Annotated in this window: 14 protein-coding genes; 11 read left to right on the forward strand and 3 right to left on the reverse strand. The window is 50.2% G+C overall.

The window, feature by feature from the left end; genetic code table 11:
- Positions 1-101 precede the first annotated feature (101 nt).
- From pyk to ACYUJT_RS02655, 3 genes are all read left to right on the forward strand, one after another.
- Entirely contained in the window at positions 102-1,523 is a 1,422-nt protein-coding gene (gene pyk / locus ACYUJT_RS02645; protein ID WP_460318631.1) for a pyruvate kinase, read from the forward strand.
- 112 nt (positions 1,524-1,635) lie between these two features.
- Positions 1,636-2,055 (forward strand): acyl-CoA thioesterase, encoded by a 420-nt coding sequence (locus tag ACYUJT_RS02650; RefSeq protein WP_460318632.1) that lies wholly within the window; start codon positions 1,636-1,638, stop codon positions 2,053-2,055.
- An 81-nt stretch (positions 2,056-2,136) separates the two neighbouring features.
- The gene (locus tag ACYUJT_RS02655; RefSeq protein WP_460318634.1) at positions 2,137-2,529 is read left to right on the forward strand and encodes an FxsA family protein; all 393 of its coding nucleotides are present in this window, start codon (positions 2,137-2,139) and stop codon (positions 2,527-2,529) included.
- A 71-nt stretch (positions 2,530-2,600) separates the two neighbouring features.
- Here ACYUJT_RS02655 and ytvI read toward each other — a convergent pair whose 3' ends face one another.
- The gene (gene ytvI / locus ACYUJT_RS02660) at positions 2,601-3,719 is read right to left on the reverse strand and encodes a sporulation integral membrane protein YtvI (protein ID WP_460318635.1); all 1,119 of its coding nucleotides are present in this window, start codon (positions 3,717-3,719) and stop codon (positions 2,601-2,603) included.
- 336 nt (positions 3,720-4,055) lie between these two features.
- Here ytvI and ACYUJT_RS02665 point away from each other — a divergent pair, with 336 nt between their 5' ends.
- The 4 genes from ACYUJT_RS02665 (at position 4,056) to ACYUJT_RS02680 (ending at position 8,105) form a co-directional block, all read left to right on the forward strand.
- Entirely contained in the window at positions 4,056-5,168 is a 1,113-nt protein-coding gene (locus tag ACYUJT_RS02665) for a citrate/2-methylcitrate synthase (protein WP_460318637.1), read from the forward strand.
- 85 nt (positions 5,169-5,253) lie between these two features.
- On the forward strand, positions 5,254-6,549 hold the full coding sequence (gene icd, locus ACYUJT_RS02670; protein WP_460318639.1) for an NADP-dependent isocitrate dehydrogenase: 1,296 nt from the start codon (positions 5,254-5,256) through the stop codon (positions 6,547-6,549).
- A 20-nt stretch (positions 6,550-6,569) separates the two neighbouring features.
- Positions 6,570-7,511 (forward strand): malate dehydrogenase, encoded by a 942-nt coding sequence (gene mdh, locus ACYUJT_RS02675; RefSeq protein ID WP_460318641.1) that lies wholly within the window; start codon positions 6,570-6,572, stop codon positions 7,509-7,511.
- Between the two features lie 168 nt (positions 7,512-7,679).
- A complete protein-coding gene (locus ACYUJT_RS02680; RefSeq protein WP_460318643.1) occupies positions 7,680-8,105 on the forward strand; it encodes a DUF2269 family protein in 426 nt (141 codons plus the stop codon).
- 104 nt (positions 8,106-8,209) lie between these two features.
- Here the strand turns inward: ACYUJT_RS02680 and ACYUJT_RS02685 are convergent, their stop codons facing one another.
- Positions 8,210-8,557 (reverse strand): helix-turn-helix domain-containing protein, encoded by a 348-nt coding sequence (locus ACYUJT_RS02685; RefSeq protein WP_460318645.1) that lies wholly within the window; start codon positions 8,555-8,557, stop codon positions 8,210-8,212.
- 170 nt (positions 8,558-8,727) lie between these two features.
- Here ACYUJT_RS02685 and ACYUJT_RS02690 point away from each other — a divergent pair, with 170 nt between their 5' ends.
- Both ACYUJT_RS02690 and ACYUJT_RS02695 read left to right on the forward strand, forming a co-directional pair.
- Complete coding sequence (locus tag ACYUJT_RS02690) at positions 8,728-9,606, forward strand: glycosyltransferase family 2 protein (protein ID WP_460318646.1); 879 nt, start codon at positions 8,728-8,730, stop codon at positions 9,604-9,606.
- Between the two features lie 161 nt (positions 9,607-9,767).
- A complete protein-coding gene (locus ACYUJT_RS02695; protein WP_460318647.1) occupies positions 9,768-10,637 on the forward strand; it encodes an SDR family oxidoreductase in 870 nt (289 codons plus the stop codon).
- Positions 10,638-10,750: 113 nt separating this feature from the next.
- Here the strand turns inward: ACYUJT_RS02695 and yfbR are convergent, their stop codons facing one another.
- Positions 10,751-11,359, reverse strand: coding sequence for a 5'-deoxynucleotidase (gene yfbR / locus ACYUJT_RS02700; protein ID WP_460318648.1), 609 nt, complete (start codon positions 11,357-11,359; stop codon positions 10,751-10,753).
- A gap of 165 nt (positions 11,360-11,524) precedes the next feature.
- Between yfbR and ACYUJT_RS02705 the strand changes: the two genes are divergently transcribed.
- Positions 11,525-13,069 carry a fumarate hydratase gene (locus ACYUJT_RS02705; protein WP_460318649.1) on the forward strand — a complete coding sequence of 515 codons (1,545 nt, stop codon included), beginning with the start codon at positions 11,525-11,527 and terminating at the stop codon, positions 13,067-13,069.
- A 3-nt stretch (positions 13,070-13,072) separates the two neighbouring features.
- Positions 13,073-14,869: a two-component system histidine kinase PnpS gene (gene pnpS, locus ACYUJT_RS02710; protein ID WP_460318650.1), complete on the forward strand. Its 1,797-nt coding sequence runs from the start codon at positions 13,073-13,075 to the stop codon at positions 14,867-14,869.
- Positions 14,870-14,937: the final 68 nt, after the last annotated feature.

Genomic DNA, 14,937 nt, shown 5'->3' on the forward strand with positions numbered 1-14,937 from the left:
ACGATATGACAAACTTCCTATACAAAATGGGAAAACTGTAGTAAATTTAGATGTTGGAAAAGACGATATAGAGAGAACAAAACAAAACGGAGGAAACCCAAATGCGCAAAACAAAAATCGTATGTACTATCGGTCCTTCAAGCGAATCGTTAGAGAACACCAAGAAATTGATCATGGCCGGAATGAACGTCGCTCGCCTGAACTTCTCCCATGGAGATTTTGAGGAGCATGGCAATCGGATCAAAGTGATTCGCCAAGCGAGCGAAGAGTTGGGGAAATCAGTCGCCATACTGCTAGATACGAAAGGTCCAGAAATCCGCACCGGCAAATTGAAGGAAGAACCGATTGAGCTCGTTCAGGATGAATTCATTACCTTGACGACAGAGGAAATCCTCGGCGACAAGGACCGCATCTCGATCACTTATCAAAACCTTCCGCATGACGTGGAAGTTGGTTCGACCATTCTGATCGACGACGGATTGATTGGCCTTACTGTAGTTGATATCCAAGGTACGGAAATCAAGTGCCGCGTAATCAACGAAGGTCCGATCAAGAGCAAGAAAGGCGTTAACGTTCCTGGAGTTGACATTTCCCTTCCGGGCATCACCGAGAAAGACGCTAACGATATTTTATTCGGGATTGAACAAGGCATCGATTTCATTGCCGCATCCTTCGTACGTAAAGCTAGCGACGTTCTTGAGATCCGTCAATTGCTTGAGCGTAACAATGCATCTCACATTCAAATCATCTCCAAAATCGAGAACCAGCAAGGCATCGACAACCTGGATGAAATTTTGGAGGTTTCGGACGGCTTGATGGTTGCCCGCGGAGACCTTGGGGTTGAAATTCCGGCGGAGGACGTACCTCTTGCTCAGAAGAAAATGATCGAGAAATGTAACCGGGCCGGTAAACCAGTTATCACGGCAACGCAAATGCTGGATTCCATGCAGCGTAACCCAAGACCGACACGCGCGGAAGCGAGCGACGTAGCGAATGCTATTTTCGACGGTACCGATGCGATCATGCTGTCTGGTGAGACGGCTGCCGGTAAATATCCGGTTGAGTCTGTACTGACGATGTCCCGTATTGCCGAGAAAGCGGAATCTGCGTTGGAATATCACGAAATCTTCATTAAACAAAGTAATGCGCAGCAAACTACGGTTACGGAAGCGATCAGCCAAGCTGTTGCTAACTCTGCGCTTGAGCTGAACGCTAAGGCGATCATCACATCGACGGAAACTGGCTATACGGCCCGCATGGTGTCCAAATATCGCCCGAAAGCTCCAATCATCGCGGTGACAACGCAGGACAACACGATGCGCCGTCTTGCCTTGAACTGGGGAGTTACGCCGGTTAAAGGCGATGTGGCTTCTTCTACTGATGAAATGTTCGATAAAGCAATGAAGGGCGGACTGGACAGCGGAGTGGTCAAGGAAGGCGATCTTGTCGTAATCACGGCAGGAGTGCCGCTTGGACGTTCCGGTTCCACGAATCTGGTTAAGATCGGCCAAGTTCGTAAATAGTTTGCGATAGCTTATATACGATTAAGGATAAATGGACAAAGGCAATGGGCATTCCGGATCATACCGGATACCATTGCTTTTTGTTTCCTGATCAGAAGGAGGAGAAGTCAAAATGTTTGTCAGCGAGCAGGTGATCGTCCCGAAATATTTTGAATTCGATATGATGGGTATTATTTACCACGCCCATTATTTAGGATGGTTTGAGCTCGGGCGAACGAAGCTATGCGAGGACCTGGGATTCAAATACATCGATATGGAGCGGGCAGGCTATATTTCTCCGGTTCATGAGATGAATGTAAAGTATCATAAAGGCATCATGTATGGAGACGAGGTCATTCTCCAGACCCGGATTTTGGATAACGGGGGCGTCAAAACGGCGTACGGCTATGAGCTTTTCAACGGTGAGGGGACGCTGTGTGTCGAAGGAAAGTCTTCGCATTATGTTGTGAGACGCGAGGATTTTAAGCCCGTAGCCTTCAAAAAAGTGTTTCCTGAATGGTACGCGGCCTTTGAGCGAGCGAGTAAACTTTGAAAAAGCGGGCATGAAGCGGTAAAATACTCTTATTGACCATTCTCATCCGTCTCGGATGTTTCATTGTAAAGGAGTTATTACATGCGCAAATGGATCGCTGTCATTATTGCTCTGGTGTTTGTCGCTGAATTTTGGGCTTACGTCGAAGTGGGTGAACGGCTCGGAGTTGGCAAGACGATATTTCTTACCCTGGCAACCTCGATTATCGGGGGACTGATGATGCAGTTCGAAGGACGTAAGGTTATGGCTGATGCCAAGGAGCAAATGACCGGAGGGCAGGTTCCCGGCCGAATGATGCTGGATGGCATTTGCGTGTTCGCCGGAGGCATCATGCTGCTTGTCCCGGGCTTTATTACGGATATCATCGGTTTTACTATGGTGTTTCCGCTGACCAGGCCGCTTTATCGCCTGCTGCTTATGAAATGGATCGGCAAGAAGATCAAGGAAGGTAAAATTACGTTCTTTCGCCGTTAATACCGGTGCGCGTTCAGAGCCGGACTCCCAGGAGTCCGGCTCTGTCTATTAAGGGGATTAGGCGTCCAGATTTAGCGGAACCGCCCGTTGACGATATAATTCTGGATGTCCCGGACGACCCCGGCGCGAATGACCGCTCCGATAATGACCAGGGACACGGGGCCGATAATCAAGCCAAGCACGCCAAACAACTTCAATCCGGCAAACGTGGCGATTAGTACGGGCAAGGGTTCTAGCCCTACGCTTGTAGCTAGAACCTTGGGCTCAATAAGCTGGCGAGAGACGAGAAGCAGACCGTACAGGATTGATAATCCGATGCCGAGCGACAGGTCTCCGCTGACGTAAGCGTAAATGAGCCAGGGAATCATGATCGTCCCGACGCCAAGATAGGGCAAAAGATCTACGAAACCGATTAAAAGGGCATAAGTGAAGGCGGACTCGACGCCCAGAACCAAGAGCCCGATCAAAACGATGACAGCCGTAATCGAAATCATAATAAACTGAGTCTGGAGGTAACCGAATAAAGCTTTTTGCAGGTCGTTCCAAATCTCTCGGGCTGCTTGCTTGAATGGCTCAGGGATGAAACGGGTGAGAATCAGTAAATTTTGATTCCAGTTTTTGCTCATGAAAAACGCGGCAAGCAAAATGACCAGCACGATGATGCCAAGACTGGGAAGAGAAGTCAGCAAATTGATAACGCCGTTTAATAGGCTGGCAACGGCACGAGAGATGGCGCTGCTGATGTTAACGGCTGTGGAATCGATGTTTTTATGCAGGGTGTTAGAATAGCTGGGATGGCTTGCTATAAAACGGTTGATCTCATTCAGGATGCTTTGAAGCTTTTCGTTCTGGCTCCATTCCATAAAGGCGTTTTTCCATTTTTCGATGCTCAGATCAAGGGACTCCGTAACATGAATTAATTCTTTGACGAGCCGGGCGATCGCGGCGGAGAAGACGATGATTGCACTCCCGAAATAGACCAGCAGCGCCAGGATTACGGATAACCAGCGAGGGAGGCGGAAATGCCGCGCAAGCCACGAGACGAATGGATTCATAAGGTAGGCGACAAACCAGGCAATCAGGAAGGGATACAGCAGAGGAATCAGCCAGTAAGCAAGCAGCAGAAGAGCCACGAGCAAGGAGCACACCCAGGCGCCTCGCAGCACGCGTTTGACGAATACGTTGTCCACATGGTCTCCTCCTTCCCTAATATAAATCTATTAATTCGGATGGACGAGTATGACGGATGGCTCTAAAAATTCGTTCATTGTGATGAATGTCATTGCAATCTGCAATCGTTTACAAAAAAACTTTATCACTGTAATAAAACATTTTGATAAACCTGTTTCTCTCAGATTGTTCCCTTGCTACCGTAAATCCAGTATGATGATTTAGGAGGTATTTAGAGTAGACGTTATATCGTAATTGGCTTCCTCCGGCCATATTTTAAAAATTTTAATCTTTTAAAATGTAAATGTTTTCAACCGCTAGTTTTATCATAATTCGTAACAAAGGAGAGATATACTATGACAGCTACTAAAGGCCTCGAAGGTATTGTGGCAGCTACATCTTCGATTAGCTCCATTCATGACGGCGTCCTCGCTTACCGCGGGATCAATATCGACGAATTGGCAGAACGTGCTAGCTATGAAGAGACCGCTTATTTACTTTGGTACGGCAAATTGCCTACGAAAGACCAATTATTGACCTTGCAAAAACAGCTCAGCGATTACGCAGCAGTACCTCAAGCGGTACTCGAACAAATGAAGCTTTATCCGAAGGATGCCAATACGATGGCCGTGCTGCGGACCGGCGTGTCGGCTCTTGCTTTGTATGATGAGACTGCAAACGATATTTCCCGGGAGAGCAATCAGCTGAAGGCGATCAAGCTGCAAGCCCAGCTGCCGACGCTCATCGCCGCTTATGCGCGCATCCGCGACGGTAAGGAGCCGATTGCGCCGCTGAAGGATGTATCGCTCGCATACAATTTCCTATACATGCTGTCCGGCGAGAAGCCGGAAGAGGTTGCGGTTCGCGCCTTGGATCAAGCACTTGTGCTGCATGCCGATCACGAGCTTAACGCTTCGACGTTCTCGGCGCGGGTTACTATTGCTACGCTATCTGATATTTATTCCGGAATCACTTCGGCCATCGGAACGTTGAAGGGCCCTCTGCACGGAGGCGCTAACGAAGCCGTTATGAATATGCTGAGTGAAATCGGCACGCTGGATAAGGCGGAAGCTTATATTCAGACCAAGCTGAACAACCGGGAGAAAATTATGGGCTTCGGCCATCGCGTATACAAAAACGGGGATCCGCGCGCCAAGCATCTGCAGAAGATGTCCCGTGAGCTTAGCGTCTTGAAGGGCGATTCCACGCTGTACGACATTTCCGTGAAGGTGGAGGAGCTTGTCACCGGGCAAAAGGGATTGAAGCCGAACGTGGACTTCTATTCCGCTTCCGTTTACACGTTGCTGGGCATCCCTAGCGACCTCTTTACGCCAATCTTTGCAATCAGCCGCTTATCGGGCTGGTCGGCTCATATTTTGGAGCAGCTCGATGACAATCGGATTATTCGTCCGCGCGCTGACTATGTCGGCCCAGCGAATCAACGCTATATTCCGATCGATATGAGATAATTGAATGAAGCAACCGGTCTTCAATCTATGATAGAATGGAGACCGGACAAGTATTACTAATTCGATTGAGGAGGAAACCATCAACATGTTGAAATTAGAAAAATTTGCTCTGCCAACAGAAGGGCAGAAAATTGAAATTCAGGACGGTAAACTGCAGGTCCCTAACAATCCGATCATTCCATTCATCGAGGGCGATGGTACAGGCCGCGACATTTGGAGAGCTTCCAAGCGCGCTTTGGACGCCGCAGTCGAGAAGGCATACGGCGGCGACAAGAAAATTGCCTGGTATGAAGTGTTTGCCGGCGAGAAAGCATACAATACATACGGAGAGTGGCTGCCAGCCGATACGCTGACGGCGATCCGCGAGTATATTGTAGCTATTAAAGGTCCATTGACAACGCCGATCGGCGGCGGAATCCGTTCCCTGAACGTGGCTCTTCGCCAAGAGCTCGACTTGTATGTATGTCTGCGTCCTGTTCGTTATTTCGACGGTGTGCCTTCCCCAGTCAAGCATCCTGAACTGGTAGATATGGTCATCTTCCGTGAGAATACAGAAGACATTTACGCAGGTATCGAATATAAAGAAGGTTCTGAAGAAGTGAAGAAGGTGCTTGCGTTCCTGCAAAAGGAAATGGGCGTAAACAAAATCCGCTTCCCGGAAACGTCCGGCATCGGAATCAAACCGGTATCTGCCGAAGGCTCCAAGCGCCTCGTTCGCGCTGCGGTTGAATATGCAATCAAGCACGGCCGCAAGAGCGTAACCCTTGTTCATAAAGGCAATATCATGAAGTTCACGGAAGGAGCCTTCAAGAACTGGGGCTATGAAGTGGCGGAAGAGGAATTCGGCGATAAGGTGTTCACTTGGGCGCAATACGACCGGATTAAAGAAGAGTCCGGCACGGAAGCTGCCAACAAGGCGCAGAAGGATGCTCAGGACAGCGGCAAGATCATTATCAAAGACGCTATCGCGGACATTGCTCTGCAGCAAGTATTGACTCGTCCGACAGATTTCGACGTCATTGCGACGCTGAACCTGAACGGCGACTATCTGTCTGATGCTCTCGCAGCTCAAGTAGGCGGTATCGGTATTGCACCGGGTGCGAACATCAACTATGTGACAGGACACGCGATTTTCGAAGCTACGCACGGTACGGCTCCTAAATACGCGGACCTTGACGTGGTTAACCCTGGTTCCGTAATCTTGTCTGGCGTCATGCTCCTTGAACATTTGGGCTGGCAGGAAGCGGCTGACCTCATTTACAAAGGACTTGAGGCATCGATTAACAATAAGACTGTTACCTATGACTTTGCACGTTTGATGGAAGGCGCAACAGAAGTGAAATGTTCTGAATTTGCAGATCAAATCATCAAAAACATGTAATGTAGGAGGTCTTGACTATCGTGGCCACTCATCGTAAAAAAATCACAGTCGTCGGCGCCGGATTTACCGGCGCAACGACTGCGCTGATGCTGGCACAGAAAGAACTCGGCGATATCGTTCTGCTGGATATCCCCCAATTGGAGAATCCAACGAAGGGTAAGGCGCTCGATATGCTGGAAGCAAGCCCCGTACAGGGCTTCAACAGCAACATCGTAGGTACTTCCTCCTATGAGGATGCCGCGGATTCCGATATCGTGATCATTACGGCGGGGATCGCCCGCAAGCCGGGAATGAGCCGGGATGATCTCGTAAGCACGAATGCGGGCATCGTTCGCTCGGTTTGCGAGAACGTGAAGAAGTATTGCCCGGACTCTACCGTTCTTATTTTGAGCAACCCTGTGGATGCCATGACCTATGCGGCTTATCAAGCACTAGGATTTCCTAAGAATCGCGTTATCGGCCAATCTGGCGTTCTCGACACGGCCCGCTATTGCACGTTTATCGCACAGGAGCTTAACGTATCCGTCGAAGACGTGCGCGGCTTCGTGCTTGGCGGTCATGGCGATGATATGGTGCCGCTTGTGCGTTACTCCAGCGTCGGAGGTATTCCAATCGACACGCTGATCTCCAAGGAGCGTATTGAAGCGATCGTTCAACGGACTCGCGTGGGCGGCGGAGAGATTGTTAACCTGCTAGGCAGCGGCAGTGCCTACTATGCGCCTGCGGCTTCGCTCGTCCAGATGACGGAAGCGATCCTGAAGGACAAGAAACGCATTCTTCCAGTTATCGCACTGCTGGAAGGCGAGTATGGCTACGATCATTTATTCATGGGCGTTCCGGTCATCCTGGGCGGTAACGGCATCGAGAGAATATTCGAGCTAGAGCTGACGGCCGATGAGAAGGCTGCGCTTGATAAATCCGCGGATTCGGTACGCAGCGTGATCAAAGTAGTTCAAGGCTAACATAATGTCCGCACATGGACCTTAGATGAGCAAACCTCTCTTTTAGGAGCAGGTTTGCTTTTCTGTAGCAGGAGAACAAGTTATAGACATTGTTCTTCCCTTTACAGACAGCTATAATAGGTCTTATATAGTAATCAATCTCATTGACGAATGGAAGGCGGTTGTAGTATGTCTCAAGTTATGCTTTTTCTTCACATTATCGGGGCCCTGGCGCTCGGCTTTTATTTGGTTCTGCCGTTTGTATTCGCTGCTATCGGCAAACTTTCGCTGGCTGCCCAGGAGGGAACCCTTTCGGCGGTTAAATCATTAAATCGCTTTGCTCAGTTCGGACTTGTGATTCAGTTGTTGACCGGAGGATATTTGGTTGGCAAGGGCGGCTATTCCGTGCCTTGGATGATTGTGGTGGTTGTTCTCTTCCTCGCGATTGGGGCATTTGGCGGAGTTATGGCCAAACCGCTGAAGCTGGCGATCGAAAGCATTCGCGAGAATAAGAATATTACGGCAGAAGCCGGCAAGCTCCGTACGCTAAGCGTGCTGCTGTCGGTCAGCGTTATCCTTATTTCCTTCCTGATGGTATTTTCGACGATTATTTAAGTAGAGAATGAATTATAAAAAAACCTCCGCATTTCGAATTTTCGAAAAGCGGAGGTTTTTTTTCATGTGACGGCGAAATATTTAATTATGCATTATGGGAACCATCAGGAGTTGTTGTCACTTTGCATATCGTCCAAGTGAGTAAATATCATCTTGATTGTGTCTAAGGCCAACTGCTTCTCCTTCGCTGACCGGTGAATCATGATCTGATTAATTTGGTTCAGGAAATGGTCGTCATTGATTTCGATGGAATCGTGAAGCAAGTAGTCGACGGTTACACCTAATTGATTCGCTAGTTTGACCAGAGTTTCTAATGATAAGCTCCTTTCGCCCCGTTCAATTTGACCTATGTATGCATCGGAAACTTCTATCTTCTCGGCAAGTTTTTCCTGGGTCAAATGCATCTTATGACGTTCTTGGCGCAGCCTTTTACCCAATGATCTGTAATCCATAACACCCCTCCTGTAATTAACCATAGTAAGTATGAGAGGTAAAGATAATATACTATTAGTTTTGTTTGTATTTACTCCAAGCATTAAATGGGTTAATATGTAATCAATGATTAATTTTTTCTGTATTTCCATTCAATATTTCATTATTGCCATTTATAAGGAGAGAAATCATGTCTGCTCAACCTATTCTTGTATCCGTCATTATTTCGGTGCAGAACGAAGGAATTGATTTACAGACAACGCTGGAGTCCATGAAGGTATCTCGGGTCGCCTCCCGTTATGAAGTCATTATTGTAGATGAGGGTTCCGTGGACGGCTGTTGTGATTTTCTAATGCACTACAAATTCGATATGCCGCTTCGCAAATTGAAGGTGCAAAGCGGAATATCCTCCCGGCAGCTGGGTGCTTCCCATGCTGTGGGGGAATATTTGATTTTTTGCAGCCCCAGGCTTTATTTCGAGGACGGTTGGATGGAGGCTCTGCTGGAACCGATCCAGCAAGGCAGGGCGGACTGTTCTACGCCTTCGTTTACGTCGCAAGGCCGTCCCGGGAATATCCGGCAATGCAACTACCCTCCGGGAGGGTTATGCGCTTCGATTTACAATTATCCTGCCGTTTCGATGGAGGGCGACATTCCATGGTTATCTTGGGATTGCTTCGCCATAAGGCGTCGTACACTGGAGGAATTGGGCGGGCTTGCGAACGGTTTCTATACGAAGGAAATTGAGACTGCCGAGTTTTCGTTAAGAGCCTGGCTGTTTGGCCGGACATGTTATTACGTTCCGCATGTGTCCCTGACGCTTGTTTTCAGGTATAATTATCCGCCGGACCACCGGCATGCTTACTGGGGCAGCGACCTTATTGCCCTAACCCGGATGCATTTCGAGAAGGAGACCGTTGCCAAGACTCGGGAGATTGTTAAGGCGTGCGACGGAGAGCAGCCAGACGGCCTTGCCCGGGAAGGTCTTGAAGAAGCGAGGGAGAAGTATTCAGGGCTTCGCCGATATGACTCGGTATGGTTCGCGGACCGCTTTGATATTATGCTGTAATTCAGTGGATTTTGTTTAGGTCTTTGCTTGTTGTGGTAATTTTCAATTGACCTGGCCCTTGAAGCGCATGTATTTGCAGACAAGCGGCATAAGCCGGCAGACAAGGGTTATTCTAACAAGGTAAGGGAATGAAATACACAAGCGAGGAAGGAGAATGCAGCATGTCAGGAAGCGGACAAAATAAACAAACCATGCCTCCGCAGCACCAGAACCAGCAGCCTGGAATCGAAGCGGAAATGACACCGCGCCCAAAATATGAAGGGACTTATAAAGCAGCGGGCAAGCTCCAAGGCAAAGTTGCGCTAATTACAGGCGGAGACAGCGGCATCGGTCGTGCTGTTGCCGTAGCTTATGCCAAAGAAGGCGCTGACGTAGCGATCGTATATTTGAACGAAAATGAAGATGCGAAGCTGACGAAGCAGGAGGTAGAGCAGGAAGGGCGGAAGTGCGTGCTTATTCCCGGTGATTTGGGAGATGAAAAGTTCGCCAAACAGGTGGTGCAGAAGACGGTCGATGAATTGGGCGGGCTCGATATCTTAATCAACAACGCCGCCGAGCAGCATCCACAGGAGGACATTACTCTCATTACGGCCGAGCAGCTCGAAAGGACGTTCCGGACGAATATTTTTGCTATGTTCTTCGTGACGAAGGCGGCAATGGCTCATCTGAAGAAAGGCAGTGCGATCATCAATACTGCCTCTGTAACGGCCTATCGCGGAAATCCGCAGCTGATCGATTATTCCGCGACCAAAGGGGCGATCGTCAGTTTCACGCGGGCGCTCTCCATGAACATCGTCGGCAAGAAAGGAATCCGTGTCAACGCGGTTGCACCAGGGCCGATCTGGACACCGCTGATTCCTTCCACATTCGATAAGGATCAAGTGGCCCAGTTCGGAGCCAATACGCCGATGCAGCGCCCGGGCCAGCCGGAAGAGCTGGCTCCCGCCTATGTGTATCTGGGCTCGGATGATTCATCTTACATTAGCGGGCAGGTGCTGCATATCAATGGCGGCGAGATTGTGAACGGATAATAGGCCGTATGCAGCGCCCATGGTTCGTTTCATAAGCAGCCAATTGCGACAATCGCTCTTAAGGAGAGGGGAAGCCTGATCCTTGGAGCGATTTGTTTTGCTTCACAACTAGCTCAGCCTTGCTCAGACAGTTCGTCGAGCGTCATGTCGAAGCTCGGAGCCAAATGCTCAAGGAAATAATCGATCTCCGGCAGGCTCAGGCGTTGAAGCTTATCCAGCAGCTGCTCTTTCGCCACGGCAAATTCACGGTTCCCCGAAGTGAGCTCCCAGGCGCATTTTAGGTATGCATCCAGGCTGTCAGCAGCTTTGACATATTTCAGCAGCAGGTCATCCTCCGCGTTCCGGCTTGCATAATGGTTCGGGGATAGCAGCGGTCCATACGTCTGCTGCAGCTCCAGAGGGACCATGGAGAGGAGGCGTTCTGCAGCTATTTCCTCCATCTCGCGAAAGCTCGAGAGCAAGCGAGGGTTGTGGTGCTTTACGGGGGTCGGAATGTCGCCGGTAAACACCTCTGTTGCGTCATGGAACAGTGCGAGCGTCGCCGCCCGGTCTGAATTCAAGCTGCGCCCGTACAGGTGGTTCCCTATTTCGCAGAGCAAGTGAGTCAGCAAGGCGACGTGAAAGGAATGCTCGGCAACGTTCTCGGTAGCCGTGCTGCGCATAAGGCTCCAGCGTTTAATGGAGCGCAGGCGGTACATGTAGGCGGAGAAATGAAAGTTCATCAGTGAATTACCTCTCTTCTTGATGGGCAAATTTGAACAGAATATGTCAACGTGTCAGTTTGTTTATGTTATTATAAGACTAAAGAACAGGTTAATCCAACAGTAAGATTCACGGCAATTTTATGTCCATTAGTCACACGAAGACAAGAGAGGGGATCTTGGATTATGCTGCAGTTTGAACAGAGTGTGTATGAACTCATTGTGGAGACTTCAACGAATTTGCCTGGAGATGTGCGCCGGGCAGTGAAGCGGGGAGCGTTGGCAGAGAATCGGGATACAAGAGCAGGGCTGGCCCTGTCCACGATCACGACGAATATTAAGATGGCGGAGGATCAAATATCGCCGATTTGCCAGGATACGGGGATGCCTACCTTTATCATTCACACTCCTGTAGGCGTGAACCAAATTGAAATGAAGAAGGGAATTCTCGCCGCGATCAAGCGGGCGACGAAAGAGGGCAAGCTGCGTCCCAACTCGGTTGATTCGCTAACCGGAGAGAACAGCGGGGATAATCTGGGGCCTGGAACACCTGTCATTCATTTCGAGCAATGGGAAGAGGATTTCGTGGATATCCGCCTAATACTCAAAGGCGGCGGCTGTGAGAACAAGAATATTCAATACAGCCTTCCAACCGAGCTCGAAGGGCTTGGGCGCGCTGGCCGTGATTTGGACGGCATCCGCAAGTGCATCATGCATGCGGTATATCAGGCCCAAGGCCAAGGCTGCAGCGCCGGGTTTATCGGCGTCGGCATTGGAGGGGACCGGACAACGGGATATGAGCTTGCGAAGCAGCAATTGTTCCGTCCGGCATATGACGTGAATCCTGTGGCAGAGCTAAGACAGCTGGAAGAATACGTTATAGACAATGCGAACAAGCTGGGCATCGGGACGATGGGTTTCGGCGGCGAAGTGACGCTTCTTGGCTGCAAGGTCGGAGCGGCAAACCGACTGCCGGCAAGCTTCTTCGTATCGGTAGCATATAACTGCTGGGCGTTCCGCCGGCAAGGGGTAGCCATTGATCCCGCTAACGGCGAAATTATGAATTGGCTGTACGAGCGGGGATCCGAGGTTGCAATGGAGGAGAACGAACCAGCTGCTTCGGTGAAAGCGGATGCAGCTCCCCAGGCTAACCGGGAAGTCGTTCTGCAAACTCCGATAACGGAGGAGCAGATTCGCAGCCTGCGGGTTGGAGATGTTGTCGTTATCAAGGGGGAAATCCATACGGGCCGTGACGCCCTTCATAAATATTTGATGGATCATGATGCTCCGGTTGATTTGAATGGCGCTGTCATTTATCACTGCGGACCGGTCATGCTGAAGGACGAGGAAGGCTGGCATGTGAAGGCTGCCGGGCCGACCACGAGCATTCGCGAGGAGCCTTATCAAGGCGATATCATTAAGAAATTCGGCATTCGCGCTGTGATTGGCAAGGGCGGTATGGGCCAGAAGACGCTTGCGGCGCTGAAAGAGCATGGCGGAGTTTATCTGAATGCTATTGGCGGTGCGGCGCAATATTACGCCGAGTGCATCAAGAAGGTCAACGGCGTGGATTACATGGAGTTCGGCATACCTGAGGCCATGTGGCATTTGGAAGTGGATGGCTTTGCGGCCATCGTAACGATGGATTCACATGGCGAGAGCCTGCACGCGGATGTCGAGAAGTCTTCGCTAGAGAAGCTGGCGGCATTCAAAGAGCCGGTATTCAAATAAGGCATGAAGACGTTTCGGACACGGTTGACGCTCATATTGATGAGCCTGATTGGAATATCCATGCTTGCCGCGGGGCTATCTATGGTCCAGGTTTTCAAGGATTCACATATTCGCGCTCTGGAAGAGAATATGGTCCGGGAAATCAGTTTGCTCGAGTACACTTTTCCGTTTCATCCGCTTGATAATAGTCCACTCATGGTGGAATATTATACGCAGGAAGCGAAGGAACTGGAGCAGCGCATCAACTCCCGGGTTACCTTCATCGCCTTGGACGGCCGAGTCGTTGGGGATTCGGAGAAGAATGCCGCTGATATGGACAATCACTTGAACCGCGAGGAAATCGTCTCGGCCTCCCAAGGGGAGTTCGGAAGCGTAATCCGGCATAGCGGGACCCTTAATGAAGATATGCTCTATGTCGCTCACAAGGTATACTCGGATGAAGGCTTTGAAGGATATATCCGCCTGTCGATGAGCCTGAAGGCTATTGATGAAGGAATGAATCGAGGCTGGACCTGGATGGCCGGGGGCCTCGTCATTCTGTTCCTGGCGGCTGCGCTTCTTAGCTACCGGATTGCCGGCGGACTAACGAAACCGCTGGAACATATTACGCGTGTGGCCAACCGGATTTCCCGCCTGGATTACGATGCCCGGGTCAAGCTGCAGCGCAAGGACGAGATCGGCCAGTTGGGCTTTGCGATTAACGGCATGGCGGACAGCCTGCAGCAGCAGCTGAAGTGGATTAGGGATAACGAGGATTTGATGCAGAGCGTGCTGGCGAATATGACCGGGGGAATCGTGATGGTGGATGCCGGGAGCCAGATCGCCTTGGTGAACCGGGAAGCCGAACGGATACTGCACATGCGTGGGGATCAGCTCTTAGGCAAGCCTTTTACCGTCCTGAAACGGAATTACGAATTCATGAAATTCGTGGAGGAGGGCATACAGCTCAAGGAGCATTTGCAGGAGGAACGCAACGTATATGATCCGGAGGAGAGAATACTTCATTTCGATGGCGTACCGATGAGCGAAGATGACGGAAGCTATCGTGGGATGCTGTTCCTTCTTCAGGATGTGACTGATATTCGCAGGCTGGAAAGAATGCGCAGCGAATTCGTTGCCAATGTATCCCATGAGCTCAAGACACCGATTGCGGCCGTGAAGGGCTTCGCCGAGACTTTGCTCGCCGGTGGAGTCAAGGATACGGAGACGATGCGCTCCTTCCTGCAGATCATTTACGATGAGGCGGATCGATTGAATCGCCTTATTGGGGACATCCTGGAATTGTCGAAGATCGAGTCCAAGCGCGCCCCTCTGGAATATGCGCCGATTCACCTAAAGGAGCTGCTCGACAGCGTCGTCGAGGTACTGCTACCGGCGGCAAACAAGAAAACCATCGCACTGCTGCAGGAAATTCCGGAGCATTTATTTATCGAGGGGGACGAGGATCGGCTGCGGCAAATCTTCCTGAATCTCATCTCTAACGCCATTAGCTATACTCTCGAAGGCGGAAGAGTGAGGATTGCTGCTGAAGTGCTGAACGAGGGCGGAGAGCATGAGGCGATTCGTTTTACGGTCAGTGATACAGGGATCGGCATTCCGAAGAAGGATTTGCCGCGAATTTTCGAGCGTTTCTACAGGGTAGACAAAGCTCGTTCCCGCGGGTCGGGCGGTACGGGACTCGGGCTGTCGATCGTAAAACACTTGGTGGATCTGCACCGGGGAACGATTCGAGTAGAAAGCAAAGTGGGCGAAGGCACCTCGTTTATTCTGGAGCTGCCGCTTATGCATCCTGTTGAATGATGGTTTGATTAACAAAAGTTAGTTAGAATATGCAGGGAATGAAAAATAGGAAATTAATTTTTAAAAAC

The sequence above is a fragment of the Paenibacillus sp. YSY-4.3 genome (assembly GCF_054767475.1).

Coding starts and splice junctions, on each gene's coding strand:
- ACYUJT_RS02695 (WP_460318647.1), top strand. CDS start 9,768: ATGTCAGGAAGCGGACAAAATAAACAAACCATGCCTCCGCAGCACCAG.
- pyk (WP_460318631.1), top strand. CDS start 102: ATGCGCAAAACAAAAATCGTATGTACTATCGGTCCTTCAAGCGAATCG.
- yfbR (WP_460318648.1), bottom strand. CDS start 11,359: ATGAACTTTCATTTCTCCGCCTACATGTACCGCCTGCGCTCCATTAAA.
- icd (WP_460318639.1), top strand. CDS start 5,254: ATGTTGAAATTAGAAAAATTTGCTCTGCCAACAGAAGGGCAGAAAATT.
- ACYUJT_RS02685 (WP_460318645.1), bottom strand. CDS start 8,557: ATGGATTACAGATCATTGGGTAAAAGGCTGCGCCAAGAACGTCATAAG.
- ACYUJT_RS02665 (WP_460318637.1), top strand. CDS start 4,056: ATGACAGCTACTAAAGGCCTCGAAGGTATTGTGGCAGCTACATCTTCG.
- ACYUJT_RS02655 (WP_460318634.1), top strand. CDS start 2,137: ATGCGCAAATGGATCGCTGTCATTATTGCTCTGGTGTTTGTCGCTGAA.
- pnpS (WP_460318650.1), top strand. CDS start 13,073: ATGAAGACGTTTCGGACACGGTTGACGCTCATATTGATGAGCCTGATT.
- ACYUJT_RS02680 (WP_460318643.1), top strand. CDS start 7,680: ATGTCTCAAGTTATGCTTTTTCTTCACATTATCGGGGCCCTGGCGCTC.
- ACYUJT_RS02690 (WP_460318646.1), top strand. CDS start 8,728: ATGTCTGCTCAACCTATTCTTGTATCCGTCATTATTTCGGTGCAGAAC.
- ACYUJT_RS02650 (WP_460318632.1), top strand. CDS start 1,636: ATGTTTGTCAGCGAGCAGGTGATCGTCCCGAAATATTTTGAATTCGAT.
- ACYUJT_RS02705 (WP_460318649.1), top strand. CDS start 11,525: ATGCTGCAGTTTGAACAGAGTGTGTATGAACTCATTGTGGAGACTTCA.